Origin of the sequence: Blautia massiliensis (ex Durand et al. 2017) (genome assembly GCF_001487165.1) — a bacterium.
Taxonomy (GTDB): Bacteria; Bacillota; Clostridia; order Lachnospirales; family Lachnospiraceae; genus Blautia_A; species Blautia_A fusiformis.
Genome location: NZ_LN913006.1, coordinates 1,031,964 through 1,057,605 on the forward strand (window position 1 = coordinate 1,031,964; position 25,642 = coordinate 1,057,605).

23 protein-coding genes are annotated in these 25,642 nt (G+C 36.5%); 22 read left to right on the forward strand and 1 reads right to left on the reverse strand.

Features of this window, described 5'->3' with window-relative positions; all coding sequences use genetic code 11:
• Positions 1-16: 16 nt before the first annotated feature.
• The 18 genes from pglX to BN3261_RS05800 all read left to right on the forward strand — a co-directional run bounded on the left by pglX (position 17) and on the right by BN3261_RS05800 (position 21,732).
• A complete protein-coding gene (gene pglX / locus BN3261_RS05715) occupies positions 17-3,802 on the forward strand; it encodes a BREX-1 system adenine-specific DNA-methyltransferase PglX (RefSeq protein ID WP_059085683.1) in 3,786 nt (1,261 codons plus the stop codon).
• Between the two features lie 24 nt (positions 3,803-3,826).
• Positions 3,827-5,023, forward strand: a complete 1,197-nt coding sequence (locus tag BN3261_RS05720) for a GmrSD restriction endonuclease domain-containing protein (protein ID WP_059085684.1) — start codon at positions 3,827-3,829, stop codon at positions 5,021-5,023.
• Entirely contained in the window at positions 5,007-6,116 is a 1,110-nt protein-coding gene (locus BN3261_RS05725; protein WP_059085685.1) for an AAA family ATPase, read from the forward strand. The genes BN3261_RS05720 and BN3261_RS05725 overlap by 17 nt, the downstream gene beginning before the upstream one ends.
• The gene (locus BN3261_RS05730; RefSeq protein WP_059085686.1) at positions 6,104-6,913 is read left to right on the forward strand and encodes a hypothetical protein; all 810 of its coding nucleotides are present in this window, start codon (positions 6,104-6,106) and stop codon (positions 6,911-6,913) included. Before BN3261_RS05725 ends, BN3261_RS05730 begins: the two co-directional genes overlap by 13 nt.
• 75 nt (positions 6,914-6,988) lie before the next feature.
• On the forward strand, positions 6,989-8,305 hold the full coding sequence (locus BN3261_RS05735; RefSeq protein WP_059085687.1) for an AAA family ATPase: 1,317 nt from the start codon (positions 6,989-6,991) through the stop codon (positions 8,303-8,305).
• 3 nt (positions 8,306-8,308) lie between these two features.
• Positions 8,309-8,986, forward strand: coding sequence for an HNH endonuclease family protein (locus BN3261_RS05740; protein ID WP_059085688.1), 678 nt, complete (start codon positions 8,309-8,311; stop codon positions 8,984-8,986).
• A gap of 42 nt (positions 8,987-9,028) precedes the next feature.
• Entirely contained in the window at positions 9,029-11,575 is a 2,547-nt protein-coding gene (pglZ, locus tag BN3261_RS05745) for a BREX-1 system phosphatase PglZ type A (RefSeq protein WP_147238643.1), read from the forward strand.
• Positions 11,576-11,588: 13 nt separating this feature from the next.
• Positions 11,589-12,293 carry a DUF4160 domain-containing protein gene (locus BN3261_RS05750; RefSeq protein WP_059085690.1) on the forward strand — a complete coding sequence of 235 codons (705 nt, stop codon included), beginning with the start codon at positions 11,589-11,591 and terminating at the stop codon, positions 12,291-12,293.
• A gap of 27 nt (positions 12,294-12,320) precedes the next feature.
• Complete coding sequence (locus BN3261_RS05755) at positions 12,321-12,752, forward strand: hypothetical protein (RefSeq protein ID WP_059085691.1); 432 nt, start codon at positions 12,321-12,323, stop codon at positions 12,750-12,752.
• Between the two features lie 152 nt (positions 12,753-12,904).
• Positions 12,905-14,983, forward strand: a complete 2,079-nt coding sequence (gene brxL / locus BN3261_RS05760) for a protease Lon-related BREX system protein BrxL (RefSeq protein ID WP_059085692.1) — start codon at positions 12,905-12,907, stop codon at positions 14,981-14,983.
• A gap of 254 nt (positions 14,984-15,237) precedes the next feature.
• On the forward strand, positions 15,238-16,116 hold the full coding sequence (locus tag BN3261_RS05765; RefSeq protein WP_199874101.1) for a leucine-rich repeat domain-containing protein: 879 nt from the start codon (positions 15,238-15,240) through the stop codon (positions 16,114-16,116).
• A gap of 81 nt (positions 16,117-16,197) precedes the next feature.
• Positions 16,198-16,707, forward strand: coding sequence for a hypothetical protein (locus tag BN3261_RS05770; protein WP_059085694.1), 510 nt, complete (start codon positions 16,198-16,200; stop codon positions 16,705-16,707).
• Positions 16,707-18,005, forward strand: a complete 1,299-nt coding sequence (locus BN3261_RS05775; RefSeq protein ID WP_059085695.1) for a serine/threonine-protein kinase — start codon at positions 16,707-16,709, stop codon at positions 18,003-18,005. Before BN3261_RS05770 ends, BN3261_RS05775 begins: the two co-directional genes overlap by 1 nt.
• Positions 18,006-18,047: 42 nt before the next feature.
• Entirely contained in the window at positions 18,048-18,848 is an 801-nt protein-coding gene (locus BN3261_RS05780) for a vWA domain-containing protein (RefSeq protein WP_059085696.1), read from the forward strand.
• Between the two features lie 16 nt (positions 18,849-18,864).
• Positions 18,865-19,698 carry a PP2C family serine/threonine-protein phosphatase gene (locus tag BN3261_RS05785; RefSeq protein WP_059085697.1) on the forward strand — a complete coding sequence of 278 codons (834 nt, stop codon included), beginning with the start codon at positions 18,865-18,867 and terminating at the stop codon, positions 19,696-19,698.
• Positions 19,699-19,712: 14 nt separating this feature from the next.
• Positions 19,713-20,732: a transglutaminase domain-containing protein gene (locus tag BN3261_RS05790; protein WP_059085698.1), complete on the forward strand. Its 1,020-nt coding sequence runs from the start codon at positions 19,713-19,715 to the stop codon at positions 20,730-20,732.
• Positions 20,733-20,745: 13 nt separating this feature from the next.
• Positions 20,746-20,982, forward strand: coding sequence for a hypothetical protein (locus BN3261_RS05795; RefSeq protein ID WP_059085699.1), 237 nt, complete (start codon positions 20,746-20,748; stop codon positions 20,980-20,982).
• A gap of 60 nt (positions 20,983-21,042) precedes the next feature.
• Positions 21,043-21,732: a caspase family protein gene (locus BN3261_RS05800; protein ID WP_059085700.1), complete on the forward strand. Its 690-nt coding sequence runs from the start codon at positions 21,043-21,045 to the stop codon at positions 21,730-21,732.
• A gap of 109 nt (positions 21,733-21,841) precedes the next feature.
• On the opposite strand, the gene tnpA is transcribed toward BN3261_RS05800, so the two are convergent.
• Positions 21,842-22,261: an IS200/IS605 family transposase gene (tnpA, locus tag BN3261_RS05805; protein WP_059085701.1), complete on the reverse strand. Its 420-nt coding sequence runs from the start codon at positions 22,259-22,261 to the stop codon at positions 21,842-21,844.
• Between the two features lie 219 nt (positions 22,262-22,480).
• On the opposite strand from tnpA, the gene BN3261_RS05810 reads away from it, so the two are divergent.
• From BN3261_RS05810 to BN3261_RS05825, 4 genes are all read left to right on the forward strand, one after another.
• Entirely contained in the window at positions 22,481-23,248 is a 768-nt protein-coding gene (locus BN3261_RS05810) for a hypothetical protein (RefSeq protein WP_059085702.1), read from the forward strand.
• Between the two features lie 401 nt (positions 23,249-23,649).
• Positions 23,650-24,024 carry an MmcQ/YjbR family DNA-binding protein gene (locus BN3261_RS05815; protein ID WP_059085703.1) on the forward strand — a complete coding sequence of 125 codons (375 nt, stop codon included), beginning with the start codon at positions 23,650-23,652 and terminating at the stop codon, positions 24,022-24,024.
• Entirely contained in the window at positions 24,021-24,452 is a 432-nt protein-coding gene (locus BN3261_RS05820; RefSeq protein WP_059085704.1) for a flavodoxin family protein, read from the forward strand. Before BN3261_RS05815 ends, BN3261_RS05820 begins: the two co-directional genes overlap by 4 nt.
• A gap of 829 nt (positions 24,453-25,281) precedes the next feature.
• On the forward strand, positions 25,282-25,641 hold the full coding sequence (locus BN3261_RS05825) for an Asp23/Gls24 family envelope stress response protein (RefSeq protein WP_015524900.1): 360 nt from the start codon (positions 25,282-25,284) through the stop codon (positions 25,639-25,641).
• Position 25,642 lies beyond the last annotated feature (1 nt).

The following is a 25,642-nucleotide window of genomic DNA, read 5'->3' on the forward strand; positions in this document are numbered from 1 at the left end:
TGGGAGGAAACAGTACATGAACAAAAATGCAATAAAGAAGTTTGCCATAGAAGCAAGAAAAAAATTAATTGATTCTGTTACAGATAAAGCCGGTATGCTTGGTATAACAGAAAAATCATGCAGTGAGCCAGTTACCAGAGGAACAGATTTTGAAGTATACCAGACAATTGCAGGAACAGAAATAACACTGAACCGAAGACAGTGTGAGCAGAGAAGACGACTGGTCTCTCAGATCGAATCTCGAGGATTTGAGGCTGTTGTAGAAGAAGTGGCTTATACCTGGTTTAACAGAATCTGTGCTATCCGTTTTATGGAAGTGAATGACTATCTTCCAAACAGAGTTCGTGTACTTTCTTCAGAAAAAGAAGGAAAGATGGAGCCGGATCTTGTGACTCAGGCACCGGATGTAGATTTAGACCTGACAGCACAGGAAAAAGAAGAGATCATTAACTGGAAAATGAGCGGTACATCAGAAGACACCGATAAACTGTACTGCAAATTATTCCTGAAACAGTGCCATCAGTTGCAGGATATCCTGCCGGGACTTTTCGAGGCAGACTCCGACTATATGGAATTACTGTTTGGTATTTCTTATACGAATAAAGATGATGTCATCTATATGCTGGTAAATCCGGAGACTGGTATTCCGGAAGCTGACTTTAATGTATCCACACTGGATGAAGAAGGGAATCCGACAGGACAGGTGGAGATTATTGGATGGTTGTATCAGTATTACAATACAGAATTAAAAGACGATACCTTTGCAAAATTGAAAAAGAATGTAAAAATCACAAAAGAAAGAATCCCTGCGGCAACCCAGCTCTTTACACCGGACTGGATTGTTCGTTATATGGTAGAAAACTCTGTAGGAAGAATCTGGATTGAGCATTTACGGGCAGTAGATCCAAGCATAGATGAAAAAGCAACTGCGGAAAGATTCGGGTGGAAATATTATCTTCCGGAAGCAGAGCAGGAAGAGTCTGTAAATGTGAAATTGGCAGAAATCCGTACCACATACAGGGATCTGAAACCAACGGATATTACCTGTATTGATCCATGTATGGGAAGTGGACATATCCTGATTGCAATGTTTGATGTATTGATGGATATCTATGAAAGTGCTGGATATGATAAGAGAGAAGCTGTATTTGAAATCGTAGAACATAATATTCATGGACTAGATATTGATCAGAGAGCATATCAGTTGGCATACTTTGCGGTTATGATGAAGGGGCGTGGATATAATAGGCGATTTTTGCGTGGAAGAGATGGAAAGTCGAAGCCGAAGGTATATGCGATTGTAGAGAGTAATGATATTAACAGAAATCATCTGCAGTTTTTTGGAACACATTTGAGTGAGATGGAAAGAAATCTGGCTGTGATGCAGATAGAAGGATTACTGGATACATTTAAAGATGCCAGAGAGTATGGTTCTATTTTAAATGTAGATGCATGTGATTGGGTTGTGTTGGAAAGATTTGTAGATGATTTAGGTACAGCTGGACAGATTTCATTTGAGAGTGTTGGAAGTGAAGAAACACAAGAACAGTTAAGAAAATTATTAAGAGTGGCACGAAATCTGGAGCACAAGTATGATGCAGTAGTAACAAATCCGCCATATATGGGTTCTAGTAATATGAACCCAATACTTGGTAAATTTATTAAAGATAACTATACAGATTATAAATCAGATTTCTTTTCTGCTTTTATAATAAAGTGCTCAAGAATGGCAAAAGAACAAGGATATTTAGGATTTTTGACGCCTTATGTGTGGATGTTTATTCAATCATATGAAAAATTGAGACAGTATCTATTTACAAATGCAACGATACAGACGTTAATACAGTTTGAATATTCAGCTTTTGAGGAAGCTACTGTACCAATTTGCACTTTTGTATTCAAAAATTCATATGTAGATAAAAAGGGTTGTTATTTGAGATTAACAGATTTTCGTGGGGGAATGGAAGTCCAGAGAGAAAAAGCACTTGAAGCAATTCATAATCATCAATGTGGATTTTTTTATGAACAAAATGCAAAACAATATTCAAAAATTCAGGGGAATCCAGTTGCTTATTGGATTACAGATCCAATAGTAAATGCATTTGAAACAGGTGAGGCATTAGGAGAGATTGCTGTTCCTAAAGTAGGATTACAAACAGGTGATGTTGATTTATTTGTAAGAAAATGGTACGAGTGTGAAATAGATAAATTTTCAGTGATAACATTAGAGTATAAAAGATGTAAGTGGTTCCCTTATAATAATGGTGGATCGTATAGAAAATGGTATGGAAATAATGATGAAGTTGTAAATTGGTTCGATAACGGAAGACAAGTAATTAACCATATAAATAAAGCTGGAAAACATGGTGCAAGGCCACAAAATAGAGAGTATTATTTCAAACCTGGTGCAACTTGGTCTGCTATTTCTAGTGGTGCTTTTTCAATTAGATTGTTTCCAAGAGGATACATTTTTTCTAATGCAGGGATGGCTGTGTTTGCAGAAGAGGATACACTTATATATATTGCTGGTTTTTTGAATAGTAAGTTGGCACAAATTTTTTTGAAAGTGTTCAATGAAGGGTTAAATTATAATCAAGGAGATATTGCAAAAATACCAATTTTAAGAAATTCTAATAAAACAATCCATATAAAAGAATTGGTGGAAAATAATTATAAAATTGCAAAGGCAGATTGGGACTCTTTTGAAACATCTTGGGATTTTAAATATCATCCATTAGTTTGTAAAACAGATACTATTGTTGAAGCATTTGACCAGTGGCAGTTAGAATGTAGTAATCGCTTCTATCAGCTGAAAATAAATGAGAAAGAACTAAATCGTATTTTTATTGATATTTATGGCTTACAAAATGAACTTATGCCAGAAATAGAGGATAAAGATATCACAGTTCGAAAAGCTGATTTAAATCGAGAAATTAGAAGCTTTATTTCGTATGCATTAGGTTGTATGTTTGGGCGTTATTCTTTAAATAAAGAAGGACTAATATATGCTGGTGGTAATTTTGATGAATTTTATAAAAAGATAGATGAACCATTATTAGACACAGCGGATGAAATAATTTTAGACTCTAATGGAGAAGTGATTATTGTAGGTGAAAAATATGGAAAGATAAAAATTGATAATGAATGGAAGGATATCTCATTTGGCCCAAATGTAGATAACTGTATTCCAATCACGGATCAGGAATATTTTTCAAAAGATGAGGATATTGTTGCTCGTTTTGAGGAGTTTGTTAAAAAAGTTTATGGTGTAGACACTTTGGAAGAAAACCTTGATTTTATTGCCAATGCATTAGGCAACAAAGGTGATACTTCGAGAGAAGTTATTCGCAACTATTTCCTGAAAGATTTTTATGCAGATCATCTAAAGGTATATCAGAAGAGACCAATTTACTGGCTATTTGACAGCGGCAAACAAAACGGCTTTAAAGCCCTGATTTATATGCATCGCTACGATGCAGACACAGTCGGCCGTGTGCGAACCGATTATCTCCATCGTGCCCAGAAATATGTAGAAACAGCAATGCAAAGCGCTCAGTACACTATTGAAAATGCAACATCTGCTTCCGAAAAATCAAAAGCAACAAAAGCAGTAACCAAATACACCAAACAGCTCGCAGAAATGAAAATCTACGACGAAGCCATCGCCCACATCGCCAACAAACGAATCGAAATCGACCTTGACGATGGCGTAAAAGTCAACTACGCAAAATTCCAGGGCGTGGAAGTTGCACAGGAAGGAAAGAAAGCATTAAAAGTAGATTTATTGGCAAAACTGAAATAAACAGAGAATACAGGAGGTGGAAAAGTGAAGAAGGTATTAGAAATAGATGATGAAATAGAAAAGTTGGAATCAGAATATGCTGGATTAGAGTATGAAGAGAATTTTTCCCAGGATGTTGATGATGACAAGGAAATTCCATTTAATGCGGATAAAATTAGAATTGATCAACAAATGTTATCTTTAAAATATATTATGGAATTAAAAGATGGTAGTTTATTAGAACTGAATCCTGGATATCAGCGAAATAGAGTATGGAAAGATAATAAACGAAAATCTTTATTGATAGAATCACTTATGCTTAGAATACCTATCCCGGCATTTTATTTCTATGAAAATGAGGATTCAAAATTTCAAGTAATTGATGGGCAACAGCGTTTAGCTACTATTCATGAGTTTGTAAATAACGAATTTCAATTAACCGGATTAGAATATTTGAGTGATACTTGTTCAAATAAGTATTTTAAGGATTTAGATGTTAAGTATCAACAAAGAATATATCGTACACAATTAGCTGTAAATGTCTTAGATGCACGTTCCCCTAAAAAAGTCATCTACGATATTTTCAGAAGGATTAATACAGGTGGAATGAAATTAAATCCACAAGAAATGCGGAATGCAATATGCAAACCACAAGTGCGATTATTTTTGAAAAAAAGCATACAAAATAAAAACTATCTTAAAGCAACACGGGCATTGGTTAAAGATGATCGAATGGATGCACAAGAATTAGCTCTTAGATTTTATTCTTTTTATTTAACATATGACTTTGAAAAAGAAGAATTAAAATATGATTATAAAAATGTTTCTTCTATGTTGGATGATAAAATTGAAGTATTAAATGAGATGGATGAAAAAAAACTTGATCAATTATTTGATAAATTCGATACGGCGATGAAAAGATGTTATCAAGTGTTTGGACAGTATTGCTTTACAAAAATTTCCATAACGGAAGGGAATGAGATAAAAATAATGTCAAGAGATTATATAAATAAATCACTTTTTACGGCGTACTCAGTATTATTAAGTCATCCTAAGTATAATGAAGTAGTGTTACAATCTTATCAAGATAAGGTAGTAAAAGTATTTGCAAATGAATTGAAAAATCAAGATTATATTAATTCCATAACAGTAGGTACTGGAGATCGAAGTAGAGTGAATCAAAATTTTTATTTTTCAGCAGAAGTGTTAAGAAAGGGATGCGGAGATGATACAGAAAATTGATTTGGAAAATTTTAAATGTCACAAAAACTTTAAAGAAGAGCTGAATCAGATAACAATTTTAACAGGCGCCAATGCAACTGGAAAATCCAGTGTTATTCAGGCAATTTTACTTGCAGTAAATAGCTATAGAAATATAGAAAGAAAGAAAGTCCGTACAACAGATATTTTTAATGTTAATTTAGGACTTCCAATTAATATAATATCTGAAAATTTTAATGATGAAGAATTAAAAATAAGCTTGCAACTACAAAATGAATCAGAAGATGTCATATTAGCGTTGGATGAGAAGGATGACACAGCTTTTCAGATATGTAACTATGAACAAATGCTAGAAGATATGGAAAAACCAAATTTTTTATGGACGAAGAATTTTTATTATCTCAATGCAGAAAGAATAGGACCGAGAATAACTTACGGAATAAAAAATACACTGGATGATTATGTTGGAAGTAAGGGTGAATACACGAGTTATATTATAAATGAAATAGACAAAAATCAGCGCTTAGATAGTGATATGATCTTACCAGATTTACTAAAGATATCTTCAATTACCAGATTCTCTGCGAATTGTGAAGAATGGTTGAAACTGCTTTTCCCTAATACTGCTTTACAGAGTAGTGTAGACATGGAAAAAAATATTTCTATTATTAAGTTTAGAAACGAAGGAGAATTTTATTTACCAACAGGAACTGGTTTTGGAATATCATGTTCGCTCCCTATTATCGTTCAAGCGCTAATTGCAAGCATGCAAAGAGAAAGTATTTTACTGATTGAAAATCCAGAAGCACATTTGCATCCTTTTAGTCAATCACAGATGGGAAAATTTTTAGCATATATTGCGGTAAGCGGCGTACAAGTTATTGTTGAAACCCACAGCGAACATATTATAGATGGTTGCCGTTTGCAATTAGCGCATTTAAAACAATGTGGATTAATGAAAACGATTTTTTTTGATAAAAATGGAAAAGAGAGTGTTCATAAAAATATTTTGACAAAAGAAAATGGTGAATTAGAGGATTGGCCAGAAGGATTTTTTGATCAAAAGAGATTGGATTTGAGAGAATTACTGGAGATGAGGAGATGCAAAGCATAGATTTTTATACATTACCGTCTACCAATTATAATGGAATTACGTTTGACGATGCGTGTATCTGGGAAGAAAATATTGAAGATATTGAAACTGGTGATAATTTGTATGTACCAAATGAGTTTTATGATAAGCCTGATAAAAATGGTATTACTGCTATAGAGTTTATATATGGACAGTCAAATGATTTGAGTACATATATAATGCGAATTTTATGTACAAAGCATCATGTAGAAGATACTTATAATTGTTTAGAAACAAAGGATTTAACAGGCTATTTAGCATTTCCACATGATTTTATAGAAGATGAAAAACTAAAAAAATGCGTACATAAGTCGAGAAACGATTTACTTACTATTAAAAGAAATTATGCATTAAAGTCAAAAAGTTATGAAGATTATTTACAGTGGTTCCCAAACATATTTCCTAATTTATTATTTCATGAGCATTCATGTGATTCAATAGAAAAATTGGGAGATTTTGAAAGTAATATAGAAGAACTCCATAAACATTTAAGTGTGTTAAATGATTATGGACAAAAAATATATTTTGGTGAGGACAAAAATGAATCCGTTGCATTGAAAAATTTGGCTAGTAAATATGGAATCATATGCTCTGGAAAAGGATCGAATGAAAATATAGAATATAAAGAAATCTATAAAGGCGTGGAAATTACTTGTAATCCACATACAAAACTCCATTCTCGATATAGTAACCAGAGGATTTATTTTTGTTGGGGAAGAGATGAGATAGAAAATCATAAAATAATTATTGTGAAAATAGGAGATCACTGGAAGAAGTAAAAAGTATAAGGTGTATTGATATGACAGAAATATTTAAATCTTGCAGTTAATAACAAAATAACGAGGTAATGCCGAATGAATTTAAAAAGTATCAAAATTAAAAATTATAGATGCTTCAAAGACGTAGAAATTGATTTTGATAATCGTGTTACATTAGTAGTTGGAAAGAATGGGGCTGGTAAAACAGCAATATTGGATGCTGTAGCTGTTTCTGTCGGCACATTTTTATTAGGTATTGATGGAGGAGTAGGCAGAAGTATATTAAAGGATGATGCACGATATGAGTTTTATGATTTGGAGGGAACAATTGATTCACAGCATCAGTTTCCAGTAGAAATTGAAAGTATTGGCGATTGTAGGAAAGAGGAAAATGTGAAGTGGGTTCGTTCCCTGAATTCAGAGAATGGTAAAACTACGATTAAAGATGCGGTAGAATTAACAAGTATCGCAAAGAAAGTGCAGCAGCAGATTATGAAGGGATATAAGACTTTGATACTCCCGTTAATATCTTATTACGGAACCGGACGTTTGTATGCACAGAAAAAAGAAAAAAGAAATATTAAATCTTTGACAGAATTTAGACGTCAAGTTGGATATGTAGATTGTATGGCAGCGGAATCTAATGAGAAACTGATGTTGAATTGGTTTCAAACGCAGACATTAAAAAGTCTTCAGAAGCAACAGAAAACAGGATTGCTGGAACCTCCAATACTTTTAAAAACTGTTGAAAAAGCTATCTGCAGATGTTATGAGAGAATTAGTGGATCGAAAAATGCGAGTATTTCTTTTGATCTTGACACACATAGATTAATGCTGGAATTCGAAACAACAGAAGGTGATGCGCAAAAATTTGCAATGGATGAAATGAGCGATGGATATAAGAATACACTTAGTATGATTGGAGATATTGCTTATCGTATGGCCGTTTTAAATCCTATGTTAGGAGAGCAGGTACTGGAAAGAACGCCGGGGATTGTTTTGATTGATGAAATTGATTTGCATTTACATCCGCAGTGGCAGCAGACGATTTTAAGCGATCTTCAGGCAATTTTTCCCAAGATTCAATTCATAGTCAGCTCTCATGCACCAGCAGTAATTAATTCAATTTCAAGAGAAAAGATCCGAATTTTGGATAATGGAAAAATCTATATGCCGTCAGCACAGACTTATGGAAGAGATGCGAATTCTATATTGAGAGAGGTTATGCAAGTATCAGAACGTCCAGTTGATATTAAGCACCGTATGAACTTATTCTATGCATATATGGATGAAGATAATTACGAAGAAGCAGACAAGATTCTGATGGAGATTGAGGCAATCGTCGGAACAACAGATCCGGATATTGCAGCCGCAAGGACATCTCTGGATTTGGAAAGAATATTGGGGGAATAGCGTATGATTGTTGTAAAAAGAGGAAAAGAGCCCAATAGTCTTTTAAAATTTCGTAAAGAAAATCCGGATGCAGATTATGAGACGGATATGCCTACGGATGTACTGAAGGATATTAGAGAACAAATGTGGAAAGAGCAAAGCGGATTATGTGCATATTGTATGAAGCGAATTAAAGAGCCAGGTGTTGTGAGAATCGAGCATTGCAGACCAAGACATCCACAAGATGAAAAGGAACATGATAGAAAGGCAACCTTGGATTTTAAATGGATGCTTGGTGTATGTTATGGAAATAGTCTGTTAAGAGGTGTGAAACCGGAAGACAAGACTTGTGATGCACATAGAGGAAATACGGAGCTTACTATTAATCCATTTGATGAAGTATCAGTCAGGAAGATAAAATATAAAACAGATGGCAGTATTTATTCGGATGATGTTGAAATCAATAAAGATGTAACGGAGACATTGAATTTAAATTGTGAGGCACTTTCTTTACCACAGATACGGAAAAATGTTTTGATGACAGTGCAGGATAGAATCACGAAAAAATGCAAGGGCAAATCACAAGATGCATTTATGCATGAGTTAGAACGCATTTATGCAAGTCTTGTACAGGAAAGAAATTTAACCCCGTATTGTGGAATTATTATTTCTTGGCTTGAGAACAAATTGAAGATATCATAAACTGTGCAGAGATTTGGCACAAATAAACTTGAAGGTGAAAAGATGGATTTACAAAATATACAAGAGCAGTTGAATACTGAATTTTCTAAGGAAGATATCCGTATTATATTCTGGTTTGATGATAAAGGGGAATATGAAGACGAGGTGTCTGAGCTGCAACTGGATAATGCAAAATTACATATTCTGGATGGAGCAAATTGGTTTTATTCCAAATGGTTATTAAATGAATCAGATACAGAGAGTAAGTATCTTGTATATGCACCATTCCCAAAACCAAGTGATGCAGAGAACCCATTGGCGGATATGTGTTTTTATTCAGCACTGTATTATACGGATCGCATTTCTCAGATGTCACAGGAAATGGGGATTGATAATCGATTCAAGGAGTATCTGGCTCAGTATAGTAATTTCTGGAAAGATAGAATTCGTATTGAAAAGTTTAAAGAGCTTAGTATAGACCATTTCAATGTGGAAACCATTGATATTGGTCTTATTGCTGTGCTTACAAATGTGGAAACTCCAAATTTTGAAGAGATTATAAGACAGTTATTATTGAATAATAGCGAAGCATATATGAAGGCATTAGAGGATAATGGACTTTTAGAAAAATTCTGGGAATTATGCGAGAGATATTTTGGATATCAGTCGGAGAGTCCCAATATGGATGATTTGGCAGCATGTATGCTTTTGACTTATGCATCTGTGGCATTAAAGGATACGCTGCCAGCTGTCTTGAAGTCTTATGTGTTGAAAAAGAAGAATGATGTAGTTGTGTTTGTCCGGAATTTGATGGACAATGTATTGTATCAGGAGGTTTATGATGCATTATCTGAAAAAGTGGACAAAACGTTGCGGGTAGTAAGCAGAATTCGTGATGAGCTGAAAAAGGATATAGATAAATCAAAAGATCATTCAGCGCAGCTTTTAGATATTGTAAATTGTGATGCCTTTTTGGGGGTGGATGATATTTTAATTGACTGGGCACTGGAGCAACTTAATAATGAGATCCTGGATGCCCAAATAGATGATATGAACATTGCACAGATCGCTGATCAGAGAACTGCGAAGACATGTCATTTTGGAAATGTATATAAAAACGAATATCAGGCAATTAAATATGCATATCAGATGATGAAAGCAGTGTCGGTTCTGGAAGTGCCTAGTGATATTAAGGGAATGGTGGAAGCTTATCAGACTCAGACATATTTAATTGATTCATATTATAGATGGTTTTACAGTGCTTATGACTGTATAGGAGATGTGGAGAGATTTTCCCAGGTGAGAGAACGAATTGAAAATATGTACTCTTTCACTTATCTGCAGAAAATAACACCGAAGTGGAATCAGGAGCTGACAGATAATCTAATGACGGATACCGGATTAAAACAGCAGGAAGATTTTTATCGTAACTATATGAATGCCTATGAAGGTAAGAAGCGTGTGATTGTTATTATTTCTGATGCGTTTCGATATGAATGTGCAAAGGAACTGATGGAACGTTTGGAAATGGATGAAAAATGTACGCCGAAATTGGAGTGTATGGTCAGCGGACTACCTTCGGTGACATCAGTAGGAATGGCAAGCTTTTTACCGCATAACGAATTGCAGGTGGATGAGAATTTAAATGTTACAGTGGATGGACAAAACTGTGGAGATCTGGCGGCAAGGGATAAAATCTTAAAGGCAAGGAATGAAAATAATGTAGCAGTAGCTTTTGATGACTTGATCAATGCAAGTCAGGAACGGCTCCGTGAACTTTTGCAGGGGAAAAATATTGTCTATATTTATCATAATCAGATAGATGCCAGAGGAGATAAGCCTGCAAGTGAAAATGAAGTGTTTAAAGCTTGCGAAGAGGCAATCAAAGAAATTCATCGATTGGTTCACAGACTGACAATGTATTTGTCTGCTCCTAAATTTTTTATTACGGCAGATCATGGATTTTTATATAAGCGAGATAAATTACAGGAGTATAATAAGGTATCTTATGACAGAGAAATTTGTACTTATACAAATAAACGTTTCTTGATTACAAAACAGCGACTGAAGGATACAGGAATGAGATCAAGGGCGATGTCATATTTAAAGAATTTTTATGTTACAACACCGATAGGCACAGATATTTTTAAAGTTGCTGGTGGTGGGCAGAATTATGTGCATGGAGGATCTTCCTTACAGGAAATGCTGATACCGGTTATTGAAGTGACGACAAATGCCAAGTTTGTAGCATATAATTATGTTGATGTGGTTTTGACATCAACAAATCGTAAAGTAACAAATTTGATTACCTACTTTGATTTTATCCAGACAGAGAAAGTGACCGATACTATGAAGGCAAGAAGCCTGGTAGCATATTTTAGGACAGAAGATGGAGAGAAAATATCTTTTGATGTACCGATCATGGCAAACAGTAGAGAAGACGCACCAGAGAAGAGAACATTCCATGAGAAATTTACATTGAAGTCCAGAGAATATAAGTATGGTGATAAATATTATCTGGTGTTGGCAGATGCGAATGATGAGAAGAATATTTTGCAGCAGTATGAATTTATGATTGATATTGCGTTTGTGGATGATTTTGGATTTTAAAAGGAGATATTTTATGAAGATTCATTTTACAGTTCATGTTTATGCAGAAGAAAAACTGTATGATGAAGTTTTAATTCCGCATAGCAGAAATTATGGCATTGTAGGAAAAAACATAATTGCACCGCTTAGAAAAATTAATAATAGCAATGTAGAATGGAATATTGATGATACATTAACTGTGGAAGAATTTTACGAAAAAATAGATGAATATATATATTCAGGAAAAAATAATATGCCAGATCCGTATATAGAGGGAAAGACAACTTTAGATTTTGTGAAAGAATGTAAAATTCTTAAGAAATATATTTTGAAAAATGGGATTCGTTATTCTGTAAGAAATGAGGAAAAGAATTTAGGCTTTTATTTAAGTAGACTTAGTGTTGAACAAAATAATACAATTAATATTCAAATTTTAGTAAGTTCAGATGCTGGAACGGTATATAGGGATCATGGAATACGTTTTTATATAAATTGTAGAGAAGGAACAAAGCATAATGAACCTCATATACATGTTGATATTCGATACGGAGAAGCAACAGGAGCATTTTCTTTAAAAACAGGACAACAATTAACAGGAGATAAAATTGGAAGAAAAGATAAGAAAATAATAGAAGAAACTATTTCTTTACATCAGAGTGAATTTTTACAATATTGGAATGAGCATACAGATGGATTAGATGTTGATTTAAATCAAGTTTTGGGACTTATAAAGTATTAAAGAGTATTTTGAGTTGAGGTGAATGTAATGGGGACATTAATAGATGTTTTGAAAACTTGTATTCCAATAATTGTAGGTGCATTGATTGCTATAGTGCCGTCAATTACAGAAAAATTAATTTCAAATAAATATGAACATAAAGAGAAACAGCAGCAAGAAAAGCAAGAATTGTATATAGAATTAATTTCATTATTTAGTCGTGTTTTAAAGGAAAATCGAACTGAAAGAGATCTTCTTTTATTAAGAAATAAAATAAACTTGATAAGTATTACAGGCAGTGTAGAGGTAGTAAAAGCTTTAAATGAATATATAAATACATGGGGAAGAGCATCTGGGGAGGTGCAAAATGAAAAATATCGAACTCTTCTACAAGTTATGCGTAAAGATTTAAATGTGGATAAAAAAATTGATGAAGATTTTCCTAGTATTGGACTATGTGATATAAATGTAAAAAGATAGAATAATGGTTTAATAGGTTGGATTTGTAGATGTATTTCGGATTATTATTCCGTTGAATGATGAATATTCAATGGTTGAGAAGCTTATTTTTCAACGACAGGATTCGTATAAGAGCACAGCATATGTATTAAAAGAGGGAAGGAAAAACTGATATGGAAGAATATAATAATGTACAGGAAAATACAACAGAGGACAAGCGAGAAGAAATAAAGCAAAAACTCCGTCAGTACTATGACGGTCGTATTGTCCGGAAGGATTTAACAAAGTCCATTCGTGAAGGCGCCAATGTTCCGGTTTATGTATTGGAATATCTTCTCGGACAGTATTGTAATTCCGATGATGAAGAGATCATTGAAGAAGGAGTAGAAAACGTAAAGCGTATTTTGAGAGATAATTATGTGCGTCCGGATGAGGCACAAAAGATTCTCTCTCTTTTGCGTGAAAGAGGTAGTTATACGGTGATTGATCGTATCACGGTTGTATTGAATACAAAGGAAGACCGTTATGAAGCGACGTTTTCCAATTTGGGCATAAAAGGGATTCCGCTTCATCCAGATTATGTGAAGGATTATGACAGATTACTCTGTGGGGGTATCTGGTGTATTCTGCAGATGGAGTATGAGTTTATCGAGGAAGATAAGAAAAATACGCAGCCAATCCGTATCCGGAAGCTGACGCCGATCCAGATGCCTCATGTGGATATGGATGAAGTGAAGAATGGCAGAAAAGCTTTTACCAAGGATGAATGGATGGATATTCTTCTCCGTTCAACTGGTTTGGAGCCGGAGCGTTTCAGCGAGAGAGCAAAGTGGCTGTTGATTGCCCGTATGATTCCGCTGGTGGAGAATAACTTTAATCTTTGTGAGTTAGGACCTCGATCCACCGGTAAGTCTTACATATATGAGCAGATTTCTCCAAATAGTATTCTTGTTGCCGGTGGTCAGACAACAGTTGCTAACCTTTTCTATAATATGTCCAATCATACGGTTGGTCTTGTTGGCATGTGGGATTGCGTAGCTTTTGATGAGGTTGCTGGTATCAAGTTTAAAGATAAAGACGGAATTCAGATTATGAAAGGATACATGGCTTCCGGAGCATTTTCACGAGGAAAAGCAGAGATTCAGGCAAAAGCGTCCATGGTGTTTGTGGGAAATATCAATCAGAGCGTGGAAACTCTTTTAAAAACTTCCAGTTTATTTGATCCATTCCCATCTGAAATGGGAACCGATACAGCATTTCTGGATCGTATGCATTGTTATATTCCTGGATGGGAGATTCCGAAATACAGACCGGATTCTTTTACCAATGATTATGGATTTATTACCGATTATTTGTCAGAGTTTATGCGTGAATTGCGTAAAGACAGCTACAGTGATCTGATGGATAAGTATTTCCGTTTGGGAAACAACCTGAACCAACGTGATACCATTGCAGTCCGTAAGATGATTTCCGGATTTACGAAGTTGTTATATCCGGATGGAGAAGTAACAAAAGAAGAGTTACGTGAGATTGTAGAGATTTCGTTGGAACTTCGCCGTAGAGTAAAAGAGCAGCTGAAAAAAATTGGTGGTATGGAGTTCTATGATGTGAATTTTTCCTATACGGATAATGACAGTTTTGAGGAACATTATGTTTCTGTTCCGGAGCAGGGTGGCGGTAAGCTGATTCCTGAGGGAATGGGTAAACCAGGATCTGTTTATACGGTTTCCAAGTCAAAGACAGGTATGATCGGTTGTTATATGTTGGAAACTCAGATGATGCCTGGTAATGGAAAGTTGACTTGTACCGGTATTGGCGCAGGAAAAGAGCCGAAAGAAGCAACAAATACAGCATTTAACTATTTGAAAGCTAATGGAAACCGAATTTCCGGTCTGATTAGTACCACAACAAAGGACTATATTATTAATTATCAGGATATGCAGGGTATTGGAATGACAGGAAATCTGGCATTGCCGACATTGATTGCAATCTGTTCCGCAGCACTTGGAAAAACACCGCTGAACAGTCTTGCAATTCTTGGAGAAATCAGTATTGGCGGCACTTTGATTAAAGTAGATGAACTGGCAAGTACGTTGCAGGTATGCCTGGATAGTGGTGCAAAGAAAGTGTTGCTTCCAATTACTTCTGCCGGAGATTTGGGAACGGTACCATCGGATCTGGTTGGTGCATTTAGCCTTATTTTTTATTCTTCCGTGGAAGAGGCAGTATTTAAAGCACTTGGTGTGGAGTAAAATTGAGAGCCACATAATAACGGGGAAGAAGGTGATTGATTATTTTTGAACAGGATTTTGAAGAAATGCTGTGGAAGTATCAGGCAGCTCTGGATGATAGAAAGAAATTTACCGCATTGGTGAAAGACTTATTTCCGGATCAGGCAAAAAATGTAAATCTATTATTGATGGCATATAATATGGGAATTGCTCAGGATATACAGAGTGCATCTTATATCAATAATACATTTGCTTTTCGATATGTGAAGCAGCTTATGGATGATTTTGGTATGAGCCGTGTTAATGCAGACTGGATTGTATCGGTGTGGTGTTCCTGTTATGGAGGAAAAGTGCTGGGAAAAGCCTGTGACATTTCTGTACAGAAGCAGGGAAGTGGGCCGGCGATTCAGGGCGAACAGTCATCTTCTGGTAAAGTTTACGGAGATCTTTTTGAATATAAAAGAAGTCAGAGAGGAAATGGGTTGGCAGTTACTGGATTTCGTGGATCCAAAAATCAGACAATCATTTTTCAAAACAGATCTGGAAATACTCCAGTAGTAGAAATTGCGGCTGACAGTTTTTGTAATTCTTCTACAGAGGAAGCGATTTTGACAGAGGGAATTGTCTGCATTGGAAGAAATGCTTTTTCTGGATGTGATAAATTACATCAGGTAGTACTGCCGATCAGTATCGAGGAGATCGATGATTACGCTTTTGAAAATTGCGGAAATTTAAAATCAGTATCCTTACCAGGGGCGCTTAAGACAATTGGAAATGAAGCTTTTAAAGGAACTGGCTTAAGAACAATAGCGATTCCTGAAAGTGTGTTTTGGATAGGTAATGGTGTGGTGGCGGATTGCCAGTTGCTGGAACATGTAACGATTCCTTCAAATATGGACAAGATACCAGAGCATATGTTTGAAGGCTGCATAAATTTGAAAAAAGTGGAATTGCATGAGAGGTTGAATGAAATCGGTGAACGGGCATTTTTCGGATGCAGTTCTTTGGACTTTATTGTGATTCCAGATAGTGTAAAAAAGATCGGGAAGAATGCATTTACTAATACGGATAAACAGTTTATTATGCAATGTTCTTTTGGATCTTATGCAGAAGAATACGCCAGAAAGAACAAATTTAAATATCAACTGGTATAGCCTAGAATTCAGATTGTCGCCTGCTATGCGACAACGAAAGAGAAAATTCACGGTATATTAACAGAACAAAGAGGTGAAAGGATGGGGCTTTTTGATATACTGTTTGGAAATCGAAATCAGATTCCCACGGTGACAACGATTTTACCGGATGTAGCAAGGCAGGAGATTATCGCGGGCAGACTTCCGATTTTGAATACAGACAAATTATTCCTGAAACGGGGAGAAAAGATACATTTTATTGATAAAGCAATCAATATGGAAAAGAAGACTGTAAAAGAGTTCCGACATGTGGGAGGAAGTGCTCCCGGATTATTTGAAGGGACCAGGGTGAGTTCAGGAAGAGGAAAAACAGTCGAACATACTGAATTAATTCAGCATAGAGGAATTTTATATATAACAAATCAGAGAATTGTGTTTCAGGCAACGGAGTGGGGATTTGACAAGACCTATCGTTATCTGACCGCAATTACTCCATACAGCAATGCCTGTGAGATGCAATTTGGAAATAAATCCTATTGCATGATCGTGGCGGATGGCAGTGTAGTAAATCAGGTATTGCAGTTGATCAAACAAAGGAGGCAGATACCATAATGGAAGGACAATTAAAAAATGGAACAATTCTCACTTCAGAGAGTGGAAACAAATATGAGATAGTCAGTCTCCTGGGAGCCGGTGGGCAGGGAGAAGTCTATGATGTGAAATGTAGCGGCAATCATTATGCACTGAAATGGTACTTTAAGGGCAGTGCTACGGAACGTCAGAAAAAGATTTTGGAAACGATCATTGCCAAAGGTTCACCAGATGAAAGTTTTCTCTGGCCTATGGAGCTGATTGTGCCGGTGAAAAGTGATCTGTATGGTTATATCATGCCTCTTCGACCGAAAAATTATAAAAGTATCGTGGACTTGATGAAGAAACGTGTGAATCCATCTTTTTATACCCTCTGCAGAACTGCTTTTAATCTGACCAGAGGCTACCAGAAACTGCACGCTATGGGAGCCAAGTATCAGGATATTTCTTTTGGAAACTTATTCTTTAATCCGGATAATGGAGATGTACTGATTTGTGACAATGACAACGTATCCTTTGATAACAGTAAGCCAGGTGGAGTCCTTGGTACACCGGGATTTATGGCACCGGAGATTGTAAGAGGTGAGAAACGTCCATCCAAAGATACAGACAGATATTCGCTTTCTGTGCTGTTGTTCTATCTTTTTATGGTGAATCATCCACTGGAAGGAAAATTGGAAGCAAGTATCCGTTGCATGGATATGGCAGCCAGAGTGAAGTTGTATGGCACAGATCCGGTATTTATCTTTGATCCGAATAATAAGACGAACAGACCGGTGAAAGGAATCCATGATAATGCAACGATTTACTGGCCACTGTATCCGGAGAAATTGCGTCAGATGTTTACCAGAGCATTTACAGTCGGACTGAATGAGCCGAGCAAACGTATTACAGAGCCGGAATGGATGACGTTATTCTCTAACATGATGAGCGGAATGTTACAGTGTTCCTGCGGTGCACAGCTCTTTTATGATGAAGATCTGGAAACAAAGGGTGTGGCACATACCTGTTGGAACTGTGGAAAGACAATACAGGTACCAAATAAGATTATCATTGGAAAGAATCGGGTGCTGTTACATCAGAATACGAAGCTGTTACATCACCATGTTTACGATGATTTTGATATGGATACCGTAGTAGGTTCTGTCGTTCAGAATCCAAAGAACCCAGCACTCTGGGGAATCCGGAATGAGGACAAGGTGAACTGGACGTATCAGAAAGCAGATGGCACACAGATACCAGTTGCTCCAGGAAAGACAGCTGGAATTGCGAAAGGTGTAAAGATTTTATTCCCTGAATCAACAGGGGAGTTCAGATAAGGATTGAGAAAAAAATAAAAGCACATGTGGGAGGGATCAACCATGGAAGTATTACAAAGACCAGGCGGAGAGTTAGCAACAAGACCAATTCATTTCTTTTGGGTAGTAGATTGTTCCGGATCTATGTATGGAGAGAAGATTGGAATCGTAAATAATACGATTCAGGAGTGCATACCGGAAATGCGCTCAGCAGCGGACAATAATCCAAATGCACAACTTCTGATTCGTGCATTACAGTTTTCATCAGGAGCAAGTTGGATCACATCCAGTCCGGTGCCGGTAGAGGATTATGGCTGGGAAGATATGGATGCCAACGGACTGACAGAACTTGGAAAAGCATTTGATCTTCTGGCTGCACAGTTAAGTATTCCACCAATGCCGGAGAGAGCATTGCCGCCGGTGATTGTACTTCTTTCAGATGGACAGCCGACAGATGATTATAAAAAGAGCATAGAGAAACTGAAAAAACTGCCATGGTTCCGAAAAGCAGTGAAGATTGCAATCTCCATTGGACAGGATGCAGATGATGAAGTATTGATTGAGTTTACTGGAAATAAAGAGCTTGTTCTGCAGGCGAATAATGCAACAGCACTTGCAAAGATGATTAAATGGGCATCTACCACAGCTTCTATGGTATCCGCACCATCAAGTAAGCCAATGAATTCGGTTGCAGCATCTACACCTGCAGCATCCGTATCCACGCCTGCAGCTGCATCAGGAGCTTCCGTAGCATCTGCACCGGCAGATGATCCGTTTGCACCGGCAAACAATGGGGCACCACTGGTACTTGATATGAGTAATATTCCAAATCCAGATGATTTTGATGAAGGAGCTGTCTGGTAAGAAGAGGAGGAGTCGGATGAAACGCTATATATGTGACGGAATCGTCAAGGGTGCGACTCACGTAAGAAACCAAATGCCTTGCCAGGATAATAAACGAATTGTAGAGATTTCAGATAAAATTGCAATCATCGCAGTTGCAGACGGACATGGAAGTTCTAAATGTCCAAGAAGTGATAGAGGTTCCATGATTGCTGTTAATTCTTTCTATGAAGTCATGAAGAACTACCTGAAAGTTTATGGAGAAGATGAAGCAGGACTTTCTAATCTGATTACTTTCCTTAACCGGGAAGGGGATATGCGGTTTGCCCAGGATGTATGTGAAGAGTGGCAGGCAAGAGTGAAACAGTCTTTTTATAAAAATAAAGTAGATGGAATGACCGATGAAGATGGAAATATCAAGTGGCCGTCCGTATTTTCATTGTATGGAACGACACTGCTTGGAATGCTGGTGACTGACAGCTTTGTATTTTCCTTCCAGATCGGAGACGGAGATATCAGTGTTGTGACAAAAGAAGAAGTCGAACCACTGGTAGAACCGGAGAAATTCCTTGGAACAGAAACACATTCCCTTTCAAAACCGGATGCATGGAGAAAAGCCGTGGCATCGGTGCGAAGACGGGAAATGGAAAGTGAAGAGCCATATATGTATATCCTTTCGACAGATGGATTTGCAAACAGTTATACTTCTGATGAAGAGTACCAGAAGACATGTAAGGATTATCTGCAGATGCTTCAGGAGCATGGAGCTGATACAGTACAGGCAAATCTGAAGAACTGGCTGACGGAGACCAGTGAACTTGGATGTGGAGATGATATCACAGTTGTTATGGTGTATTTTACAGGAGAGTAAGGGAGTCACAGGAAATGATTGTAGATCGCTATTATTATCATCAACTGAATAAACAAGAACAGGCGATTTACAAGGCATTTTACAAAGGTGTAATGTCACATCAGGAGATTATTCCAATTCCGGTGCGTGGAGAATTCAGCCAGGAGAGTTTTGAGCGTATATTCATGGCAATGACGAGGGATAATCCATTGATTTATTTCTTGAATCAGTCCGCTTGTAGCACTGCCAGTGATATGTTTGGACGTCTTGCGATATGTCCGCAGTATTTTTTTTCGAAAGAAAAGGTAAAAGAATATAATCGTAAAATTGAAAAAGTAGTGAATGAACTGGCAGGACAGCTGCATTTGCTGGAATGTAATGATTATGAAAAAGAACTTCGGGTGCACGACTGGATTTGCCAGAACATTGAATATGATTATGAAGAAGCTGATACGGATAAAGTGTCCAGAGTGATTGCCTCACATAATATACTCGGTGTTTTTGCACATCGTAAAGCTCAGTGTGAAGGAATTGCTAAAGCAGTAAAGGTTCTTCTGAATGCAGTTGATGTGAAATGTATCGTTGTAACGGGTGATTCAATAAAAGGCGGACAGTGTGTGCCACATGCATGGAATATTGTGGATATTGATGGAGAACCGTATCAGTTAGATGTCACCTGGGATGTAGGTGCAACAGGGCAGAATAAGCAATCCATGGTATATGATTATTTTAATCTGACAGATGAATTAATGAATTGGGATCACAAAGCAGATAGTAGCTTGCCAGCATGCAGAAGCAAGAAAGCAAATTATTATGTGCAGAAAGGTTGTTCTTTTCAGATGAGACACCGACTTATGGCATATATAGACAGGTTAATTGAAAAGAATGAACGGATATATGAATTCCGTGCAGAAGGTAGATTGAATAAAGTTGCCATAGAGAAGGAAGTTGCTGATCATATTGTGCAGAAATTATATGAGCAGGGAAGAAGTAGCGTTGGAATAAGAACATGTTCCAACAAGAAACTTGGAATATATTGTATAGAAATATCTTGAAGAGGTTAAAGATATGCTGGAATTAACGATTTATGGAATTGGATTTTTCTTATGTACGTTGCTGATTCAATATATGCTTTTCAAATTCAGAAAAAACCATAATTACGGACCGAATGGCGTATGGGTTGGAAATAGAGCAATTATGGTTTTGTGTGTGGTCGGCATTGTGAATCATAGGATGGAATATCTCGCAGCAATACTTGGATTTATCTGTGCGGATGAGATTGGCAAGGCTACTGGCTGGCATTGAGAATATTAAAGAAAATAATGAACAACTGTATGATTATTTAAAAAGTCAGGCGAGGATAGAATGGGAACAGTAAAAGCTACACTGGTAGGAGTAAGTAATTATGATAACCCAAGAACACCAAATTTAGAAGCTTGTAAAAACGATATAATAGCAGTGAAGGATGCATTGGTAAATGGATTATGCGTATCCCAACGGGATATTAGAACTTTGGGAAGTTCTGGTACGGTTAATATAAATGAGCTTGCTGATGAATTGAAAATAGCATCGATGTTGGTAGAAGCGGATGATACGTATATTTTTTACTTTTCTGGTCATGGTAATAATGGAACACTTGCACTCAGTGAAACTAATATACGTGTACAAGAAGTGATTGAGTTGGTGAATGCGATAAAAGCAAAAAACAAAATTATCATTTTGGATAGCTGCCGCTCAGGTGATTTTATGATTCCTAAAGTTGAAACATTAGGAATTAGTGAATTGGTTGAAGAGTTTGCAGGAGCAGGATATGCAGTTATGGCTTCTTGTGGAGCAAGCGAGAACTCGGCTTTTTATCCACCGGAAAATAAAATAAGCTTGTATACACATTTTTTATGCAATGCATTAACTGCGGATTTTATAATAAAAAAGGGAAAAAAATCCCTTGAAGAAATAAACGAACTTATTATTCGAATGACAGATATATGGAATCAAAAAGGCGATAATATTCAGCATCCTGTGTTCAGAGCTAATATAACAGGAACTAAGTCATGAACCACCAGTTCAACTGGTGGTTTGATTATGCCCCTATAAGGGGCCTATGCCTGCAACGCCTGAAAGGCGGATGCCTCAAGCACTTATACCGGCTGGCCTCTAAAAGAGGCTATCTTCTAGTATCTTCTCTTCTCGATTCTTCTTTTTGTTGCTGAATGTATTCCTTTACCGCATCTTCTGTGATATTGCCTACTGTTGCGACATAATATCCTCTGGCCCAAAAAGCTTTTGACCATCCATTTACACTTTCCGGATATTTATCGTGTATCATTAATGCACTTTTTCCTTTTATGTACCCTACCACATCTGACACTTTTTCGCTTGGCGGAATGCCTAAACACAAATGTACATGATCTGCGCATACTGCACCTTCTACTATTTCTATGTTCCGGTAATCGCACAGTTTTTTTATTATTTCTCTTACATCTGCTTTTAATCTTCCGTACATAATTCGTTTTCTATACTTTGGTATAAACACTATATGATACTGGCATTTATACCTTGTATGTGATAAACTACTACTGTCCACGTTGGACCGCCTCCTATTCTCTTTAGTATTGGCTTGAGACACCTTTACTATTGTATCATAGGAGGCTTTATTATACATTCTACAACGTCACTACTACACTATTCGCCCCAGCATAGCTGGGGGATTAGCTCTTTCATTTATTTTCCGATTCAGAAGTATACGCCATATGAAAAGCAAAATATATATAAAGATACTGATGAATATATTATATATGAGGTTGTGCCATTTCATCAATCTTTACAAAAACAATATACCGCTAAGGTTATTTTGAAATATCATTTTGCAGAATCTGATATTGTAAGAATAGTGAAAAGCATTGTTGATGATATAAAATATTCGAATGTTTATAAAAATGCGGCACAAGAACAGCGATTAAATGGTTTGCCAGCTAATATGATACGTTGTCATATGGGATATGATGAACAGGATATGGTAAAGTGTAATTTTGCTTGGATTACTATTTGGGTTGATGATACAATGGATAAAAAGCATTGGTATGGAAACGGAAAAAATTCCGAAATAATAGATGGGATATTTGTAGAAAGACAGATTTCTTATAATGCATTGAGGATGTTAAATCAGCAGACTGTAACACAAGAAGAATACATTAAACAAGCAAAACAATATTTAAATGAAATAATAGATTGCGCCAATCAATTCATTGCCCAATATAGAGAATATTCTAATGATACTATTTCAGAGAACCAATTAGTCGATAATGTACAAATGTTTAACAGACAAATAACATCTTTATATTTTAAAATTACAGACCTTCCAAGTACACCGCTGAAATGTAATTCCTGGTCAGAATCGATTCAACAAATAGCAGCTACTATTCATGATTTTACATTGTTTTATGGACAAAAAACAATGGATACTTGGAGTCAAGAGAATAGAAATCATCTCATGAAAGCATCACTAAAACGATATCAGCAAGAGATTGAACTAGTGAAACAGAAAGAAACAGAATTATTGAGTGAAATATAGGAGTAATGAAAGAGCGAGAGATGTGTTAAGATGACACCTTGCCCTTTATAAAATTTCTTCTTTTCCTAGGGATGCAAGTTGTGTTTGCGAAGTATTCAGTAACACAGAAAAAATTTTGTTAAATGATATTTAGCAACTTCTGTTTTTTGCAAATCCTGTTTTTCCCGGATGGTAGCAGCCTGTTTAGATTCAACATTTTCAATCTGCTTCTTCTGGATTTTATTAGAGCTTGGGATTTTCCGGAAGTGTATCTTTACCTCCTGTCATAGTTGTTTTACCCTTCCATTAATTAAAGTCAGGAAAACCGGAAAAATACAAAAGAATTTAGCAGGTAGTTCGGAATCCGAAAATGTGGTATGATTATAGGTAGGATATCAGAAACGTCAGGAGTTGAATAGATTGTGAAGACGGAAGAAATCTTTAAATATGTGCAGAAACAGTATGGCACAATTCCGGAATATTTATGGAGTACCTCGCCAGACAGTGCAGTACTTCGACATAAAAACGGAAAATGGTATGCAGTGATCATGACTGTCGAAAAATCGAAACTGGGATTAGAAGGAAAAGAGTCGGTTGATATCATGGATGTAAAGTGTGATCCGGACATGACGAATTTGATTATTCAGACGCATGGATTTTTACCTGGATACCATATGAACAAGCAGCACTGGATCACGATTTTACTGGATGGTTCGGTCAGTAAAGCAAAGATACTGGACTTTTTGGACATGAGTTATGACCTGATTGATGGCGCAGGCAGAAAGGAAAACAAATGAGAAAAGCAATCGTATATGCATCTGTACATCATGGAAATACAGAAAAATTAGTAAAAAGTGTAGCAGAAGCGTGCCAGATCGATTTGATCGATGCTGTAAAACAACCCGATGCAGATGTGAGCAGTTATGATATGATTGGGTTTGCATCAGGAATCTATTTTTCAAAATTTCATCAGTCGATATTGGGATTTGCAGAGAAGAATCTACCGGATGACAAAAAGGTATTTCTGATCTGTACTTATGGTGGAAGTGCCAATTATAAATCCATAGAGCAGATTTTGGATAAGAAGCGTTCTAAAGTGATAGGAAAATTCGGGTGCAAGGGCTATGACACATTTGGCCCATTTAAACTGGTTGGTGGAATTGCAAAAGGGCATCCAGATGAAGAAGATATAAAAAATGCAGTTGAGTTTGTAAAAGGATTATAAGTAAATAAACGAAAAAGAAAAACCGGTTTCATAGTATCGGTCGGCATGTTCCATCACAATCAGGGATTTCCCTTCACTAGAGTGGATGAGCTTAATTTTCTATAAGATAAAACAAGTTGAACTCTATCATTGCGTAATTATGAAAAAAGCAATATATTCATACCGTGAAGTCTGGAAAGTGTTGATTTTAAGCCATTTCTGGATATGTGGGGTGATTCAGAGATATGGTTTTGTGACGTTTTTAGGACAAACGCCAGAAAATATGGAGAGCTCCATGACGTTTTGAGTTGACTTTTTTCCGGTAATAGCATATGATAATAACAGCTAAGGAATGTGGTGAGATTCCAAGTGGCAAAGTGAAAGCCCCCAGAGTTGCAGCTCTGGGGGCTTTCTTGCTCGTTACGGTGAGTTATTCCGTTTAGGCTGTTGCTGCCTATCGTCTACCGTCCAGCCGTTTGCATATGTAGTAGCTAACTACGCCTGCTACAACGGAGACAAGGAATGAGGTGAGAATTTCTTCCATCGTGGCCACCTCCTTTCTGCTGGAGGTTCGACAGCTCTTTTAGTATAGCATAGGTTAGAACGATTTGAAATATAGAAAATCACCCGGTATTATGGCTTTTTATTTTGACAATTTTTGTGACAAATAAAAGAAAACAGACGCAATCAGACGAAGAGTTGCCGTATACAAAAGCACTGGAAACCATTGAAAATAAAGGATTTTTTCTATAAGATAAAACAAGTTGAACTCTATCATTGCGTAATTATAAAAAAAAGGTTATAATAGTTTTATATAATTTAATCTGAATGAAACAATGGAGGTAACCATATGAATGGACGTATAGATTCCGGATTGGGTCAGATCGTAATTGATACAGATGTCATTGCGACTTATGCCGGCAGTGTGGCGGTAGAGTGTTTTGGTATCATCGGAATGGCAGCTATCAGTATGAAGGATGGCCTGGTCAAGCTTTTGCGTATTGACAGCCTGAAACATGGTATCAGTGTTAAGATCACGGATGATAATAAGATCCGGCTGAATTTTCATGTCATCGTAGCATATGGCGTGAATATCAGTACTATTGCGGACAATCTTGTCAACAATGTAAAATATAAAGTCGAAGCCTTTACAGGAATGGAGATTGAAAAGATCAACATTATGGTTGAGGGCGTGCGTGCAATAGATTAGT